We start from the raw sequence: 15,170 nt of genomic DNA on the forward strand, positions 1-15,170 counted from the left end.
AATGTTACCAAACACGACAATAGATGTGAATCTATATCTATCGAGGAGAATGTAATGCCAGACCATTTAGTGAGTCATTTAACACGTAATACAATCGCTTTGATTTTGGCGGGGGGCCGGGGTTCACGATTGATGAACATGACGGACTGGCGTGCGAAACCGGCGGTGCCTTTCGGCGGCAAGTTTAGGATCATCGATTTCCCGTTATCCAATTGTGTCAATTCGGGCATCCGCAAGATCGGAATTCTGACGCAGTACAAGGCCGACTCACTGATACGGCATTTGCAATTGGGCTGGGGCTTTATGAATGGCGAATTCGGCGAATACGTGCATATCATGCCTGCCCAGCAACGGCATAGCGAAGACTCCTGGTATAAGGGGACGGCGGACGCGGTATTCCAGAACATCGATATCCTGCGCGCGCGCAATCCCGATTACGTTCTGGTTCTGGCCGGCGATCATATTTACAAGATGGATTACGCCGCGATGATCGCGGACCACGTGGCCCGCAACGCCGATCTGACGATCGGCTGTATCGAAGTGTCGCTGCAAGAGGCGACCGCGTTCGGCGTGATGGGCGTCGATGAAAACCGCAGGGTGCGCGCCTTTGTCGAAAAACCGGAAAACCCGCCGGTGATGCCCGGCCGGACCGACACCGCGCTGGCGTCGATGGGCATCTATGTGTTCAATGCGCGCTTTCTGTTCGAACAATTGATCAAGGACGCGGATACACCGAATACCAGTCACGATTTCGGCAAGGACATCATTCCGTCGGTGATCGACAAATATCTGGTCAATGCGTATCCGTTCCTGGACATGCAGAGCGGCCTGCAAAGCTACTGGCGCGACGTCGGCACGATCGACGCCTATTTCGAGGCGAACATGGAGCTGATCGGGGTCAAGCCCGATTTGAACCTGTACGATCAGTCCTGGCCGATCTGGACCTATCAGGATCAAACGCCGCCGGCCAAATTCGTCTTCGATGACGACAACCGGCGCGGCTATGCGGTCGATTCGATGGTGTCCGGCGGCTGCATCATCTCCGGCGCCTCGGTGCGGCATTCCTTGCTGTTCTCGAACGTGCGCGTCAATTCGTTTACCACGCTCGAAAACTGCATCGTGCTGCCGCAAGCGAATATCGGCCGCAACTGCCGGATCAAGCGCGCGATCATCGAAAAGGGCTGCGAGATTCCGGAGGGCACCGTGATCGGCGAGAATCTGGCCGAAGACGCGAAGAAGTACCATGTCAGCCCCGGCGGCATCGTGCTGGTCACGCCGGACATGCTCGGTCAGAAGCTGCATTTCGTTAGATAGTCGAGCCTTGCGCCGTCAAATCCGCAGGCGCGTCCTGCGGCTTTGACGGCGGTGTTGCCCCATGGCGGTACCTTTCCTGAAACCTACTTCCTGTAAAGTCAAACAGTTAATAGCGAATCGCCAATGCTCCCGCAGGGGATGAGCAAAATTCCTTGAAATCGTTACTGAAGTATTGTCTAATCTAGTTCTACAAGTAAAGCGCCCCAAAATGACGTTTCATTCCAAAGACTACGCCAGGGGGCTTTAATCGCGGCTTCGTACAAACGATTCGCGCGCTCTTTATAAACGATCATTGCGATCGTTTCAGCAGGCGGCAGAAGCAGGCCCTTGATGGCGTTCTTTCCGCTTGAAATACCCAATTCCGTTCAGTTTATTGCACCGCGACAAATGGATCACGGCATTTCGAATTCGACTGTCAAACAGACTTTCACCTGCCTGCGGCAAAGCGATTCGATGTCCGACGATTTTCGTGGCGGCGTTTCTGCGTTTTATCACTCCCGCTTTGTACAATGGGTTGGTCGATCCTCTGCGCTCGGCGAAGCCCCATTCAGATTTTTGAACCTACTTGATTGAGATTGCTGCTTGAATAATGTACTGAACCAACGGCGTGCAGGCGTACTCCTGCATATCACTTCCCTGCCGGGCCACGACCGCCAGGGAGATCTGGGTCAAAATGCATATTATTTTGTCGATTTTCTACAAAATTGCGGTGTCTCGGTGTGGCAAACCTTGCCGCTCGGCATGACGCATGCCGATGGCTCGCCGTATCAGTGCCTTTCCGCGCATGCCGGGAATCCGGAACTGATCAGTCTCGATCAATTGGTCGAGTCGGGCTGGCTGAATTTTTCCGATCATGGTCCCGCGATCCGGGAATCGCGCGAATTCAACAAGAGCGATCTGGTCGCGCAAGCGTATTACGGTTTTCTGGATCGCGCCAGCGCCGCCGAACAGGAAGAATTCGCGCAATTTTGCGAAGCCAAGGCGTTCTGGCTGGATGATTTTGCGTTATTCATCGTGCTCAGAAACGAATTCGGCGGCCAAGGTTGGAATCGCTGGCCCGAGCGTTACAAGGAACGGGAGCCGAAAGCATTGAAGGAAATTCGCCGGCGCCTGAAACGCGAAATCGACAGCATCAAATTCGAGCAATTTGTGTTTTACCGGCAATGGATGAGCCTGAAGCATTATGCGAACCAGAAAGGCGTCTTGTTGTTCGGCGATGTGCCGATCTTCGTCGCGTATGACAGCGCGGACGTCTGGGCCAACCGCGATGTGTTCAAGCTGAACGAAGCGGGCGAGATGCTGGTGGTCGCAGGCGTTCCGCCGGACTATTTCTCCGCGAACGGACAGCGCTGGGGCAATCCGCATTACGATTGGGAGGCGCTGCAAAAAAACGGTTTCGATTGGTGGATCAAACGCATGTCCTCGCAACTGGAACAGTTCGACATCCTGCGCATCGATCACTTCCGTGGCTTCGAGGCGGCCTGGGAAATCCCCGCGCATGAAGACACCGCGATCAACGGCGCTTGGGCAATGGCGCCCGGCAAGGCGCTGTTGCAGGCGATCAACGACCACTTCGGCGAGATTGCGCTGGTGGCCGAAGATCTGGGCGTGATCACCCGCGAAGTCGAGGAGCTCCGGGATCAGTTCGAGCTGCCGGGCATGAAGATCCTGCATTTTGCGTTCGGCGGCAATGCCGACAATCCCTATCTGCCGATTCACTTCACCCAAAACTGCGTTGCTTATACCGGCACGCACGATAACGATACGACGATCGGCTGGGTGCACAACCTGAGCCATCAGCAAAAGCATTATGTTTACGACTATCTCGGTTTTCCCTCAGTTCCGCTGCACTGGGCGTTGATGCAGGCCGCGTTGAGCTCGGTCGCGAATCTCGCGGTGATTCCGATGCAGGACATTCTGGAACTGGATGCCGAGCATCGGATGAATACTCCAGGCACCACGGTCGGCAACTGGAAATGGCGTTTTCAGTGGGATCAGCTGACCGACGAAAGAGCCGGGAGGCTGGCGCACATGGTCGAGTTGTTCGATCGAAAACGCGCGGGTTAGGATTCCCCTCTTCCAGGCCTGTCAGGCTTTTATAGCCCGGCAGGCCAGGGATTATCAATCGTCGTCCTTCGGCTTGGCCGGCTTTTTGATCTCGGTCAACGGAATATGGTAGCTTTCGATAATCCGTCTGATTTGATCCTTGTTTTCCGCGATCAATTTGTTTAGCGTTTGCTGGCGCGCCTTATCGCCGTTCCTGACCCCCATCGCCATCGCGAATTCAAACGGGATGCCCGGCGTCGAAGGCATCGGAATCATCGTATAGCCGTTCTTCGGACCTTGCGAAACGAGGTAGCCCGCAATCGGTCCCCAGACGATCACCATGTTGATCTTTTTCGCTTTAAAATCCTGGTCGAGCTGCATCGCGACATTGTTGTCTTCATCGCCTGACATCGACTGGTACGGAATGCCCATGTCCAGTAGGCCGAATTTTTGCATCCAGGCGGTGCCGGGGCCGCGGTCGAACATCGCGATTTTCAGTGTATCCTGCCTTTCCACGGGCAGATCGACCAACTGCTGCGCGCTTTTGACGTCGTCAAAACCGCGGCCTTTCGCGATCAGCAGCACATAGGTCGATTGATAATAAGGTTCGGTGGCCAAGGCCATGTCCGAATCGGCGGGGATGTTCATCACCACATCGCATTTGAACTCCTGGCTGTCCACGGCTTTTTCGTCGACCGGCGCATTCAAGGTATTGCGGATGAAGCCGATGCGCTGCGGAAACCAGGTGTATTCGATGTCCTGTCCGAGTTTTTTCGCAAACAATTCGGCTATCTTGTTCTCGAAGCCGTCTTGTTTTTGCGTCGAGTAGGGCGGGTTCAACGGATCGGCGCAGATCTTGAATTTTTCTTTCGCCTGCGGCGCCGTGGCGGCTCCGGCCAACACGGCGCTGATCAGCAAGCGATGAAGAGTGGACTTTGCCCGCATGAATGGTTTCCTCCAGTGAAAGGGGTGATAGGAATTGGGGTATAAAAGAACGGAAGGCTCAGAATAAAAAAGCCCTGACTGATAAATCAGCCAGGGCTCTGTGTTCAACCTAAAAAATGATTGGATTAGTTAGGCAATGCGAACACGGTCAAGGTACCGCCCAGCTTGGTGAACGAGCTCAGGCTTCTGTAAGCGCCGACCGCACCCAAACCTTCGGAGTTGGAGTCTTCTTTACCGCTGTCGAGGCCGGCAGCGATACCGATACCTGCCCAGCCGCCGATACCTGACAGTACGCCGACATATTGTTTGCCGTTGTAGCTCCAGGTGTTGACGTTGCCGATGATGCCGGATGGGGTCTTGAATTTATACAATTCTTGACCGGTCTTCGCATCGACCGCTTTCAGGTAGCCTTCCAGCGTGCCGTAGAACACCACGCCGCCGGCGGTTGCGACAGAACCTGACCAAACAGAGAATGGCTCTTTGTTCGACCATGCGATCTTGCCGGTTTTCGCGTCATAAGCGGTGAATTGACCCAGGTTGGTAGAACCGTCCGGCTGGCCGGTCAGTACGTCCGCGCCGGCTGGCTGCATGGTCAGGGTCGCGCCGACATACGGCTGGCCTGCGGTGTAAGAAACCTCGAACGGTTCGTAGTCCATGCACAGGTGGTTGCCCGAGATGTAGAACAGGCCGGTTTGCGGAGAGTAAGAAACCGGTTGTTGGTTCTTGGAACCCAATGCAGCAGGGCAGACGCCTTGTGTGTTGACGTCTTCACCGTTTTGCTCGGTGCTGTATTTAGAAACGACTTGTGGACGGCCGGTGTTCATGTCGACATGAGTCGCCCAGTTGACCGACTTGTCGAATTTTTCTGCAACCAACAGTTCGCCGGTTTCACGGTCCAGGGTGTAGCCGAAGCCGTTACGGTCGAAATGCACGATCGTTTTGTGCAGCTTGCCTTTGACTTCTTGGTCGACCAGAACGGTTTCGTTGATGCCGTCGTAGTCCCATTCGTCGTGTGGAGTCATTTGGTAAACCCATTTGACCGCTCCGGTGTCCGCGTCGCGAGCCCACAGGGACATCGACCATTTGTTGTCGCCAGGACGTTGTACAGGGTTCCAGGTCGATGGGTTGCCTGAGCCGTAGTAAACCAGGTTCAATTTCGGATCGTAGCTGTACCAGCCCCAGGTGGTGCCGCCGCCGATTTTCCATTGGTCGCCTTCCCAAGTGCTGGTGCTTGAGTTAGGACCGACAGGAGCCACTTTGCCGTCTTTCCAGGTGGTGGTCTTGCTTGGATCGATCAGGGTGTCGGAGTCAGGGCCCATGCTGTAGCCTTTCCACGCCAACTGGCCGGTCTTGATGTCGTATGCCGCCAGGAAGCCGCGTACGCCGAATTCGCCGCCGGAAATACCGGTGATGACTTTGTCTTTGACAACCAATGGTGATTGGGTGTTGGTCATACCCAGTTTCGGGTCGCCGTTTTGCACGCTCCATACGCGTTTACCGGTTTTGGCGTCCAATGCGGTCAACACGGTGTCGGATTGTTGCAGGAAGATTTTGCCGTCGCCGTATGCCAGACCGCGGTTAACGGTGTCGCAGCACATCACGGGAACGGTCACGTCCGCGTCTTGCGTCGGGGTGTATTCCCAAATGATCGATTGGGTTTTTTGATCGATCGCGTAAACGGTGTTAGGGAATGGAGTGTGGACGTAAAGCGTGTCGTTGATGACCAGTGGGCCGCCTTCATGACCACGCAGAACGCCGGTAGAAAAAGACCAGGCAGGTTGCAGGTTTTTTACGTTGCTGGTATTGATTTGATCCAGTTCGCTGTAACGTGTGCCTGCGTAGTTGCCGCCCCACATAGACCAGTTAGCAGGGTTTTGCGAAAGTTTTTCAAGATCGCTGTTAGCCGTTGCGATTGCAGGCGCGGCCAAAATTGCAGCCACGCTGGAAGCTAGCAGCCAACTTTTAAAAGGCTTCTTCATATTTTTCTCTCCTGGTATTTTGCTGTGCCGCAAAATACTGATTATTTATTTTTGACTAATATTAGTTTTTGGGTGAATTATTGTTTTTCTAAGGGTCAAAACAGGCTCACTCCAGATGCGTAGATTCAAGGATTTTGCCCAAAAAGTCAATATCAAAAAGGCTAAAAGGCGCATCATCAAAGGCGAAAGCACAAAAAAATTATACTGTTGCGATTTTGTGACAGCCTTATTTTTTCTTGAATTGATCGGACTGGCCGCGTTCACTACCTCTCAAATAGTTTCGATACGATACTCTTGCGGCGTCCAGCATAACGCTTGCCCGGCCTCCTTGCTCCAGGCGGCGAGCACGAAACGCCGGGCGGCCTGGCCGTCAACCCCTAACTCATGCACAGCCGGCCGGTGCGTATGGCCGTGGATCAGGCGCTTGCAGCCGTGTTCCCGCATCACCCGGATCACCGTTTGTTGATTCACATCCATGATCTCCTGGCTTTTTTTGCGCTTGTGCCAAAAGCTGCGCAGGCGGTACCAGCGCGCGGCGAAAAGACGCAAAAGCAAGGGTTTGCTCAGTACCGACCGCGTCCATTCCGGCGTATGCGACTTCGCGCGAAAGGCCTGATAAGGCAGGTCGTCGGTGCAGAGCAGGTCGCCGTGCGTGAGCAGGGTAGGGACGCCGTACAGATCGATCACTTGATAATCGCCGAGCAGCTTCACCCCTGTGTCCCGGCAGAAGCGTTCGCCGAGCAGAAAATCGCGGTTGCCCGGCTGCAGGAACACCTGGGTGCCCGCGTCGGTCAATTTTTTGAGCTGCGCCTTGATCCTGCCGTTCGGCGGCGTCGGATCGTCGTCGCCGATCCAGGCATCGAACAGGTCGCCGAGGATGTACAAGGCTTCGGCGCCAACCGCACGGTGTTCGAGAAAATGCAGAAAGCGGCGGGTGATTTCGGGTTTGTCGAGGGAGAGATGGAGATCGGAAATGAAGAGGATCATAAATTAAGGCGGGCAATCAGGCGAAGATCGATGGCGAAAAAAGCAAAGGGCGCTCATTTTCCGCCCTTTGCTGTTCACCGCGCGCCTTAATTTATTTTACGACTTCGGCCTTCTCGATCACGATGTCGGTCTTCGGCACGTTTTGATGCGGGCCGCGATTGCCGGTCGCTTGCTCGGCCATCTTGTCGACCACGTCCATGCCTTCGACGACTTCGCCGAATACCGCATAGCCCCAGCCGCTGGGCGTCGGGCTGGTGTGGTTCAGGAAGGCATTGTCCGCATAGTTGATGAAGAATTGCGCGGTTGCGGAGTTCGGATCATTGGTGCGCGCCATCGCGATGCTGCCGCGTTTGTTCGGCAGGCCGTTGTCCGCTTCGTTCTTGATCGGCGCGTCGGTCGCTTTTTGCTGGAATTGGCTGTCGAAACCGCCGCCTTGCGCCATGAAGCCCTTGATCACGCGATGAAAGATCGTGCCGTTGTAAAAGCCCTTGTTCACATAGGCGAGAAAGTTTTGCGATGAAACCGGGGCTTTGACCGGATCCAGCTGGATCACGATGGCGCCAAGAGAAGTGGTCAGTTTGACTTTCGGGGTATCAGACATTTTGTTTTCCGTTGCGAATGAAAGTGTTGAATGTAAAACGAGTATCAGACTCAGAAAGGCGATGCGCATAATTTTTTCCTTGGCTAAGATACAAAGACGATAAGTTTATGTGTTTTCACCTTGAAAGAGAAGCGGGCGCTTGGTAAATTGTACCGTTTTGCAGACGAGCGGCTCAATTTTTGCGCTCTATAGATAACGGTATCCTCGGTTCATGTTGAAAATCTACAACACCCTGACGCGTCAAAAAGAAGCCTTCACGCCGCGCAACGCAGGCAAGGTCGGCATGTATGTCTGCGGCATGACCGTTTACGACTATTGTCACATCGGCCATGCGCGGGTGATGGTCGTGTTCGATACGGTCGCGCGCTATTTTCGCCACCTGGGCTTTGACCTGACCTATGTGCGCAATATCACCGACATCGACGACAAGATCATCCAGCGCGCGAATGACAACGGCGAGGATTTCAACCAACTGACCGCGCGCTTCATCGACGCGATGCACGAAGACGAGCGCGCGCTGGCGGTTTTGCCGCCGGACATCGAACCGCGCGCGACGCAGTCGATCGCCTCGATCATCGCGATGATCGAAACCTTGCTCGCGAAGGGCTATGCCTATGTCGGCGCCAACGGCGACGTGTTCTACGCGGTCGAAAAATTCAAGGACTACGGCAGCCTGTCCGGCAAGAAGCTCGAAGACTTGCAGGCCGGCGAGCGGGTCGATGTCGATGCGGCCAAGCAGAATCCGTTCGATTTCGTGCTCTGGAAGATGGCGAAGGCGAACGAGCCGTCCTGGCCGTCGCCGTGGGGCGAGGGCCGTCCCGGCTGGCATATCGAATGCTCGGCGATGTCGACCTGCTGCCTCGGCAACCATTTCGACATTCACGGCGGCGGCATGGACTTGCAGTTTCCGCATCACGAAAACGAGATCGCCCAGTCCGAAGGCGCGACCGGCGAGAAGTTCGTGAACCTGTGGATGCACAACGGCTTCGTGCGCGTCAACGAAGAAAAGATGTCCAAGTCGCTCGGCAATTTCTTCACCGTGCGCGAGGTGCTCAAGCAATACCGGCCCGAAATCATCCGCTTCTTCATCCTGTCGAGCCACTACCGGAGCCCCCTGAATTATTCGGACGAGCAACTGAACGAGGCAGCGACCGCGCTGAACCGGCTTTACACCGCCCTGCGCGGGATCGCCGTTCCGGATTTGCCGGTGCTGGCCGACTATCAAGGCCGTTTCGAGCAGGCGATGGATGACGACTTCAATACGCCGGTCGCGGTCTCGGTGTTGTTCGACCTCGCGCGCGAGGTGAACAAAGCCAAGGGTGATGATCCCGAACGGGCAGGGCAACTGGCGGCGAGCCTGAAGAAACTGGGCGGATTGTTGGGGCTGTTGCAGGCCGGTCCGGAGGTCTGGCTGAAAGGCGATGTGGCGGAAGCCTCGGTCGACCCTGCGGCGGGCGGCCTTTCCGAAGAGGCGATCAATCAGCAGATCCAGGCCCGCCTGGACGCCAAAAAAGCCAAGAACTGGGCGTTGGCCGACCAAATCCGCGATGGCCTCAAGCAGCAAGGCATCATCCTCGAAGATGCGCCGAACGGCACGACCAACTGGAGGCGCGGGTAAATCCTGCCCGATCTGCAAGGCGGCAACGCACCTACCTTAACTGTTTGTAAATTTCACCCGATGATCGAAATCAAAGACCAATCCCTTGAAACCTTTTTCGACGAACTGGCCAGCAAGGCGCCGACGCCGGGCGGCGGCGGCGCGGCCGCGGTGATGGGGGCGCAATCGGCCGCCTTGACCAGCATGGTCTGCAACCTGACGATCGGCAAGCCCAAATACGCCGAAGTCGAGGCGGACATGCAGGCCTTGCTCGAAAAATCCGAAGCCTTGCGCGCAAGGCTGACCGGCATGATCAAGGCCGATGCCGATGTCTTCAACCGGCTGATGGCGACCTACGGCCTGCCGAAAGACACCGACGAACAAAAAGCCGCGCGCTCTGCGGCGATCCAGGAAGCCTTGAAGGAAGCGACCGAAGTCCCCTTGGCCTGCGCAGAAGCCTGCCGCGAAGCGATCGACCTGAGCCGGATCGCCGCCGACAAAGGCAACCTCGGCGTGATCAGCGACGCCGGCGTCGCGGCGATGGCGGGCTACGGCGCCTTGAAAAGCGCGGCGCTGAATGTCTATATCAATGCCGGCAGCCTGAAAGACCGCGATTTCGCGGAAGCCAAACTGGCCGAGTTGGAAGCGTTATTGCAAGGTGCCGAAGCGGCGGCCGAGGAAATCTATCAAATCGTGAAAGTCAAATTATAAGCGGATATCCTGCACGGTTAATATCCACGAAAACAAGGATTGGGCTAGTACAACGCACCGGAAATTCTCCGAATAATTTTTAAACCACCAGAGGCCTTCCGGTATAAGTCCAGCGAAAAGGCTTAGCGAGGGTTTCATTGAAGAAATCGATAAACTGAAAAATACGTCCTTTCAAATCTGCTCTCGAGGTGAAGCTTGCCCGTTTGAGCAAGCGACGGGATAGAATGCCAAACCAAATCTCGATCTGATTCAGCCACGAGCAATGCTTGGGCGTATAAACAAAGCGAATGCGATGGCTTTCGTCCTGCAAAAAAGCCGCGCGGGAGTTCATATCCCGTAGTACTCCGCGTTCCCCTTTCACGCCCAAGTCCTCGTCAATTCCGCAGGCTTTGGCGATCCATTCCACCAGCGTCGCGGATTTATGGGTGTTCAACTGATCGGCCACAAACAGCCATTGCCCCTGAGGGTCTGTGGCGACGGTTTGCTGCACGTGGGCGACAAAGTCAGCTTCTGTTCGTGTGTCCTGAACAGTGGGCGCAATGACCTTGCCTGTTGCCACCTCGAAGTTGGCAATCAGGGCTTGGGTGCCGTGGCGCCGGTATTCGTACTCGATCCGTTCCGGCTGTCCGGGTTGCATGGGCTGTGCGGGGTGAATGCGCTCCAGGGCCTGAATGCCGGTTTTTTCATCGATGCTGATCACGTGAATGCCTTGCGCATGCAGCGCCGGGGCTTGCCGATACAGGTCGCATACCGCTTCGACGTTGACCTGGAAGGTGGCTTCATCGTCGATGGTGGGATTCAGCCAATAGCGCGTTCGATGCGGCTTTAGCTGACCCTGCATTTAAAAAACGACCAATACTGGTCGCTGAGATACGGTCGACAATGCCTTGCTTAACGGCTTCCCGTGCCAAATCTTTGCGCGTCCAATGCGTCAAGGGTGAAGGCGGCGTTTCACAAGCCAACGCCAGCAGTTGGCAGACCTGTTCGGCGCTGAAGGTCTGTGGTGCACCCGGACGTTCCGCATCCGCCAGAATCGTCTCGATCTGCCGGCGTAAACGTTCGGGATCATCTTCGCAGGCAGCCAGCGCCTCTTGGGCCGACAGCCAACGACGACGCCACAAACCGACCGTCTCTTCCTTGATGTTCAGACCCTGCGCGCTGGCCTTGTTGCGACGGCCGGCTCCCGCATTTAAGACGATGCGCGCCCGCTGCACTAAACTGTGCGGCAGTTGCCGACTTCGAACAATGGCTTCCAGCGTCGATTGTTGGGCTTGCGTCAAAATAAGCGGAGTGAGTGGGCGCATCGCTTCCTTGCGGGATGATTTTCGGGCTTGCTATTATCCTTCATTTTTTAGGTTTGTAGTACTAGGAAATTTTTCGTGCCTTTCGTGTTTTTCGTGGACAATGTCTCTGAACGCAGAAGGCTTGGGCGTTTTTGCGCTTTTTTTGTGCATTAACTTCCGTATTGATGTGTAATTGTCTTTATAGCGGTAATTCATGTCAGGGTGGCATCTATGATGTTCGGAGAGTCCTTTTGCGTGGTCTGGGTCCTGTCGGCGGTTTTCGTATTGGCGGGCTTGCTGGTCATTGTCGATATTTTCCGCTGCTGGCGGAAAATCCCTTCCCATTCCCCCCGAAGCACCGTTCGCCGGTCGTGGCATGATCGCGAGCTGGAATCCGTTGCGAACGAATTAGTCGCCGATCTAGCCAAGGGCTTGAATTCGGCAGAAGTCCTGCGGCGTTTGCAGCGGGACGGCCGCAACGAACTGCGTAAAGGCATGGTCGTATCCTCGCTGGCTATTTTCTTAAGGCAGTTTGCCAGCCTGGTTATATGGGTTCTGATCGGCGCGGCGGCGATATCGGTCTATCTCGGCGAAAAGGCCGACGGCATCGCGATCATTGCGATTGTCGGGCTGAATGCGTTGATTGGTTTCATCCAGGAGTTTCGCGCCGAAAAAGCCGCGGCCGCTTTGGCGCGCTTGGCCGCACCCAAGGCCAGGGTGATGCGGGACGGCCATGCGCTGGTTTGCGCCGCCTCCGAGGTCGCGGCCGGCGACCTGTTGCAGCTCGAAGCCGGCGATTTGGTGGCGGCGGACGCGCGCCTGATCAGCGCCTCCGCGCTGCGTGCCAACGAAGCGTCATTGACAGGCGAATCCCTGCCGGTGGACAAGGCTATCGGCATTTTGTCGCTCGCAACGCCTTTGGCGGATCGCAGCAATATGGTGTTTCTCGGCACCAGTATTGCCGGCGGTTCCGCCCAGGCCTTGGTGATTGCGACCGGCATGCGCACCGAGTTGGGACGCATCGCGCAATTGCTGGACACCGCCGAAAGCGGCGCGACGCCGCTGCAACAGCGGCTCGATAAAACCACGCGCTATCTTTTGTGGGCCTGCCTCGGCATTGTGGCGTTGGTCTCTGTGTTGGGGCTGCTGCGCTCGATTGCGCCTTTCGAAATTTTTCTTTCCGCGATCAGCCTGGCCGTGGCCGCCATTCCCGAAGGCTTGCCGGCCGTCGTGACGGTGGCTCTGGCGTTGGGCGTCCAGCGCATGATTCGGCGCAACGCCCTGGTGCGCCGCCTGCAATCGGTCGAAACCTTGGGCTGCGCGGAAGTGATCTGCACCGATAAGACCGGCACCTTGACGGTCGGCGAGATGACCGCGCGGCGGCTGGTCGGCGGCCGGCGTTTGTACACAGTGACCGGCGAAGGCTATAGCGTTAACGGGGTGTTTCTGTCGGAACACAAGGAGCGCAAGCCGGCGGATGATCCGGATCTCTATGCGTTACTGTATGCCGCTGCCGCCTGCAACGATGCCGAGATTGTCAACGGCGGCATCATCGGCGATCCGACCGAAGGAGCCTTACTGGTTGCCGCGGCCAAAGGCGGCATCAGCCGAGGCGATATCGAAATGAGCGCGCCCCGGCTCACCGTGTTGCCTTTCGATTCCGACCGTAAGCGCATGACCGTGGTGCGCCGGCAGGGAAACACGGCCCTCGCTTTTACCAAGGGGGCGCCTGAGGTCGTGTTGGCGCGTTGCGCTTATATTCAAGATGCTGGCGCGATACGGCCGTTGACCGATGAAGACCGGGCAGTGATAAACCAATCAGCGGGATGGATGGCGCACGATGCGTTACGCGTGCTGGCTGTCGCCCAGAGGCTTTTGCCCGATAGCAGCGGCAGCGCCGAGCAAATCGAAGGGGAATTGATTTTTCTCGGCCTGTTCGGCTTGCAGGACCCGCCGAGGGCCGAGGCGAAGAGCGCGGTCGCGCGCTGCAGGAGCGCCGGCATCAAGGTGGTGATGATTACCGGCGATCATCCCGACACCGCGGCGGCGATCGCGCATGAATTGGGCATCCTGGCCGAGGGCGACAAGGTTGTCACAGGACGCGATCTGGAGAAGATGTCGGATGACGAACTGGCCGAAGCCGTAAAACACATTTCGGTGTATGCGCGGGTGACCGCCGAAGACAAACTCCGTATCGTGCGCGCCTGGAAGGTAGGCAACAAGGTCGTGGCGATGACCGGCGACGGTGTCAACGACGCCCCGGCGTTGAAGGAAGCCGCGATCGGCATCGCGATGGGGCGAACCGGCACCGAAGTGACCAAGGAGGCCGCCGATCTGATCATTACCGACGACAACTTTTCGTCGATCGTCGCGGCGGTCGAAGAGGGGCGCGGCATTTATGACAACATCGCGAAAACCCTGGTTTATCTGCTCGCCGGCAATGCCGCCGAGTTGACGGTGATGCTGGTCGCCGCCATGCTGGGCTGGCCTTTGCCGTTATTGCCGCTGCATCTGTTATGGATCAATCTGGTCACCGACGGTCTGCCGGCGCTGGCGCTGGCGGTCGATCCGATCGCCTCCGATGTGCTGAAACGCCCGCCGCGCCCGCCGGAAGCGCAATTGCTGGACGGAGGCTTTATTCGCCTGACCCTCTTGGCGGGCTTTTTGATTGCAACCGTCTCTCTGTCTGCCTTTGCTTATGAATATTATCTGGATGGCGACGGCTTGGAGCACGCGCGAGACGCCACCTTCACCGCCTTGGCGATGGCGCAACTGCTGTGGGCCTTCAGCGCGCGCAGCAACGGCAGGACCATTTTTGAAGTCGGCCTGTTGTCGAATCTTTGGCTGTTCCTGACCGTCTCGGTGAGCTTTTTTTTGCAATGGCTGATCCATTATGTGCCGGCTCTCCGGTCCCTGTTTTCGCTTGAGCCGATTTCCTTGAAACATTGTGTGGCCTGGTTGGGTTTGGGGCTCTTCCCATTGCTGGTTCTGGAAATCCGGAAAGTCTTGCTGCGCCGGCGAGTCAAATAGCCGATAAAGGCTCTCCAAGCCTGGGCTATCCAGATTTATTACGGCGTCGATAAATATGTTAATTAGCAAGAATTAAATGGATATTCTGCTAGTATTAAGCGAGGCAAATTATTTACCTTGGCAGGAGCAGGGCAGCGATGAATATATTGACTTTACTTGATGATCCACTTTTTTCAAAAATCGTGCCGTTTGAAAAATCGGTGTACCGCAAGCAGGACATCGTCCTGGAAGAAGGCGACGAAGGCCAGGATGTTTATTTTATTCTACAAGGCGAAGTGCAAGTCAGATCAAGTTTCATAGCCGGTGGAGCCAAGTTGCCCGCAGGGCTGGCGCGCCTTGGAGAAAATGATTTTTTTGGTGAGTTGGCGATGTTTGACGGTGATCGGCGTAGCGCGGAAGTGATCGCGCTGACCGATTGCGAGATCGTCAGGATCGACGGGCCGAGCCTGATCCGCTTTATGGATCAGAATCCGGAAAAAGGCTACTTTGTGTTGCGCGAGATATTCATGAATCTGGTGCGGCATCTGCGCCAAAACAATATCCGCACCAAAACCGTCCTGGAGCTGTACCTGAACGAAAACGCGGCCTAAATCGTAGCGTTTTCATGATTGCCTGAGCCGATTCAGTTAGGCTCAGGCTGTACTTCAATTGATTGCCGACAACCGGCGCCTCCCTGC

12 protein-coding genes are annotated in these 15,170 nt (G+C 56.2%); 6 read left to right on the forward strand and 6 right to left on the reverse strand.

Annotated elements, in window-relative coordinates; all coding sequences use genetic code 11:
* Window positions 1-54 precede the first annotated feature (54 nt).
* Window positions 55-1,314: a glucose-1-phosphate adenylyltransferase gene (glgC, locus tag ACEPPP_RS18815; protein WP_374088892.1), complete on the forward strand. Its 1,260-nt coding sequence runs from the start codon at window positions 55-57 to the stop codon at window positions 1,312-1,314.
* Between the two features lie 582 nt (window positions 1,315-1,896).
* A complete protein-coding gene (gene malQ, locus ACEPPP_RS18820; protein ID WP_374088893.1) occupies window positions 1,897-3,381 on the forward strand; it encodes a 4-alpha-glucanotransferase in 1,485 nt (494 codons plus the stop codon).
* 54 nt (window positions 3,382-3,435) lie between these two features.
* Here malQ and ACEPPP_RS18825 read toward each other — a convergent pair whose 3' ends face one another.
* From ACEPPP_RS18825 to ACEPPP_RS18840, 4 genes are all read right to left on the reverse strand, one after another.
* Window positions 3,436-4,305: a quinoprotein dehydrogenase-associated putative ABC transporter substrate-binding protein gene (locus ACEPPP_RS18825; protein ID WP_374088894.1), complete on the reverse strand. Its 870-nt coding sequence runs from the start codon at window positions 4,303-4,305 to the stop codon at window positions 3,436-3,438.
* A gap of 125 nt (window positions 4,306-4,430) precedes the next feature.
* Window positions 4,431-6,284, reverse strand: coding sequence for a methanol/ethanol family PQQ-dependent dehydrogenase (locus ACEPPP_RS18830; RefSeq protein ID WP_374088895.1), 1,854 nt, complete (start codon window positions 6,282-6,284; stop codon window positions 4,431-4,433).
* A gap of 270 nt (window positions 6,285-6,554) precedes the next feature.
* Window positions 6,555-7,271 (reverse strand): UDP-2,3-diacylglucosamine diphosphatase, encoded by a 717-nt coding sequence (gene lpxH / locus ACEPPP_RS18835; RefSeq protein WP_374088896.1) that lies wholly within the window; start codon window positions 7,269-7,271, stop codon window positions 6,555-6,557.
* A gap of 91 nt (window positions 7,272-7,362) precedes the next feature.
* Window positions 7,363-7,941: a peptidylprolyl isomerase gene (locus tag ACEPPP_RS18840; protein WP_374088897.1), complete on the reverse strand. Its 579-nt coding sequence runs from the start codon at window positions 7,939-7,941 to the stop codon at window positions 7,363-7,365.
* A gap of 142 nt (window positions 7,942-8,083) precedes the next feature.
* Here ACEPPP_RS18840 and cysS point away from each other — a divergent pair, with 142 nt between their 5' ends.
* Together cysS and fchA are read left to right on the forward strand one after the other, a co-directional pair.
* Window positions 8,084-9,490, forward strand: a complete 1,407-nt coding sequence (cysS, locus tag ACEPPP_RS18845; protein WP_374088898.1) for a cysteine--tRNA ligase — start codon at window positions 8,084-8,086, stop codon at window positions 9,488-9,490.
* A gap of 60 nt (window positions 9,491-9,550) precedes the next feature.
* A complete protein-coding gene (gene fchA, locus ACEPPP_RS18850; RefSeq protein ID WP_374088899.1) occupies window positions 9,551-10,180 on the forward strand; it encodes a methenyltetrahydrofolate cyclohydrolase in 630 nt (209 codons plus the stop codon).
* A gap of 79 nt (window positions 10,181-10,259) precedes the next feature.
* On the opposite strand, the gene ACEPPP_RS18855 is transcribed toward fchA, so the two are convergent.
* Complete coding sequence (locus ACEPPP_RS18855) at window positions 10,260-11,021, reverse strand: transposase (RefSeq protein WP_374088051.1); 762 nt, start codon at window positions 11,019-11,021, stop codon at window positions 10,260-10,262.
* Window positions 10,960-11,484, reverse strand: coding sequence for a helix-turn-helix domain-containing protein (locus ACEPPP_RS18860; protein ID WP_374088053.1), 525 nt, complete (start codon window positions 11,482-11,484; stop codon window positions 10,960-10,962). The genes ACEPPP_RS18855 and ACEPPP_RS18860 overlap by 62 nt, the downstream gene beginning before the upstream one ends.
* Before the next feature lie 210 nt (window positions 11,485-11,694).
* Here ACEPPP_RS18860 and ACEPPP_RS18865 point away from each other — a divergent pair, with 210 nt between their 5' ends.
* Both ACEPPP_RS18865 and ACEPPP_RS18870 read left to right on the forward strand, forming a co-directional pair.
* Complete coding sequence (locus ACEPPP_RS18865; RefSeq protein WP_374088900.1) at window positions 11,695-14,493, forward strand: cation-translocating P-type ATPase; 2,799 nt, start codon at window positions 11,695-11,697, stop codon at window positions 14,491-14,493.
* 137 nt (window positions 14,494-14,630) lie between these two features.
* The gene (locus ACEPPP_RS18870) at window positions 14,631-15,083 is read left to right on the forward strand and encodes a cyclic nucleotide-binding domain-containing protein (protein WP_374088901.1); all 453 of its coding nucleotides are present in this window, start codon (window positions 14,631-14,633) and stop codon (window positions 15,081-15,083) included.
* Window positions 15,084-15,170 lie beyond the last annotated feature (87 nt).

This window comes from Methylomicrobium lacus (assembly GCF_041897535.1).
GTDB classification, from domain to species: Bacteria; Pseudomonadota; Gammaproteobacteria; order Methylococcales; family Methylomonadaceae; genus Methylomicrobium; species Methylomicrobium lacus_A.

What these genes read in the sequence shown, in the direction of transcription:
- ACEPPP_RS18830 (WP_374088895.1), bottom strand. Translation starts at nt 6,284, where the DNA reads ATGAAGAAGCCTTTTAAAAGTTGGCTGCTAGCTTCCAGCGTGGCTGCA.
- ACEPPP_RS18855 (WP_374088051.1), bottom strand. Translation starts at nt 11,021, where the DNA reads ATGCAGGGTCAGCTAAAGCCGCATCGAACGCGCTATTGGCTGAATCCC.
- ACEPPP_RS18865 (WP_374088900.1), top strand. Translation starts at nt 11,695, where the DNA reads ATGATGTTCGGAGAGTCCTTTTGCGTGGTCTGGGTCCTGTCGGCGGTT.
- ACEPPP_RS18825 (WP_374088894.1), bottom strand. Translation starts at nt 4,305, where the DNA reads ATGCGGGCAAAGTCCACTCTTCATCGCTTGCTGATCAGCGCCGTGTTG.
- cysS (WP_374088898.1), top strand. Translation starts at nt 8,084, where the DNA reads ATGTTGAAAATCTACAACACCCTGACGCGTCAAAAAGAAGCCTTCACG.
- lpxH (WP_374088896.1), bottom strand. Translation starts at nt 7,271, where the DNA reads ATGATCCTCTTCATTTCCGATCTCCATCTCTCCCTCGACAAACCCGAA.
- ACEPPP_RS18860 (WP_374088053.1), bottom strand. Translation starts at nt 11,484, where the DNA reads ATGCGCCCACTCACTCCGCTTATTTTGACGCAAGCCCAACAATCGACG.
- ACEPPP_RS18840 (WP_374088897.1), bottom strand. Translation starts at nt 7,941, where the DNA reads ATGCGCATCGCCTTTCTGAGTCTGATACTCGTTTTACATTCAACACTT.
- glgC (WP_374088892.1), top strand. Translation starts at nt 55, where the DNA reads ATGCCAGACCATTTAGTGAGTCATTTAACACGTAATACAATCGCTTTG.
- ACEPPP_RS18870 (WP_374088901.1), top strand. Translation starts at nt 14,631, where the DNA reads ATGAATATATTGACTTTACTTGATGATCCACTTTTTTCAAAAATCGTG.
- fchA (WP_374088899.1), top strand. Translation starts at nt 9,551, where the DNA reads ATGATCGAAATCAAAGACCAATCCCTTGAAACCTTTTTCGACGAACTG.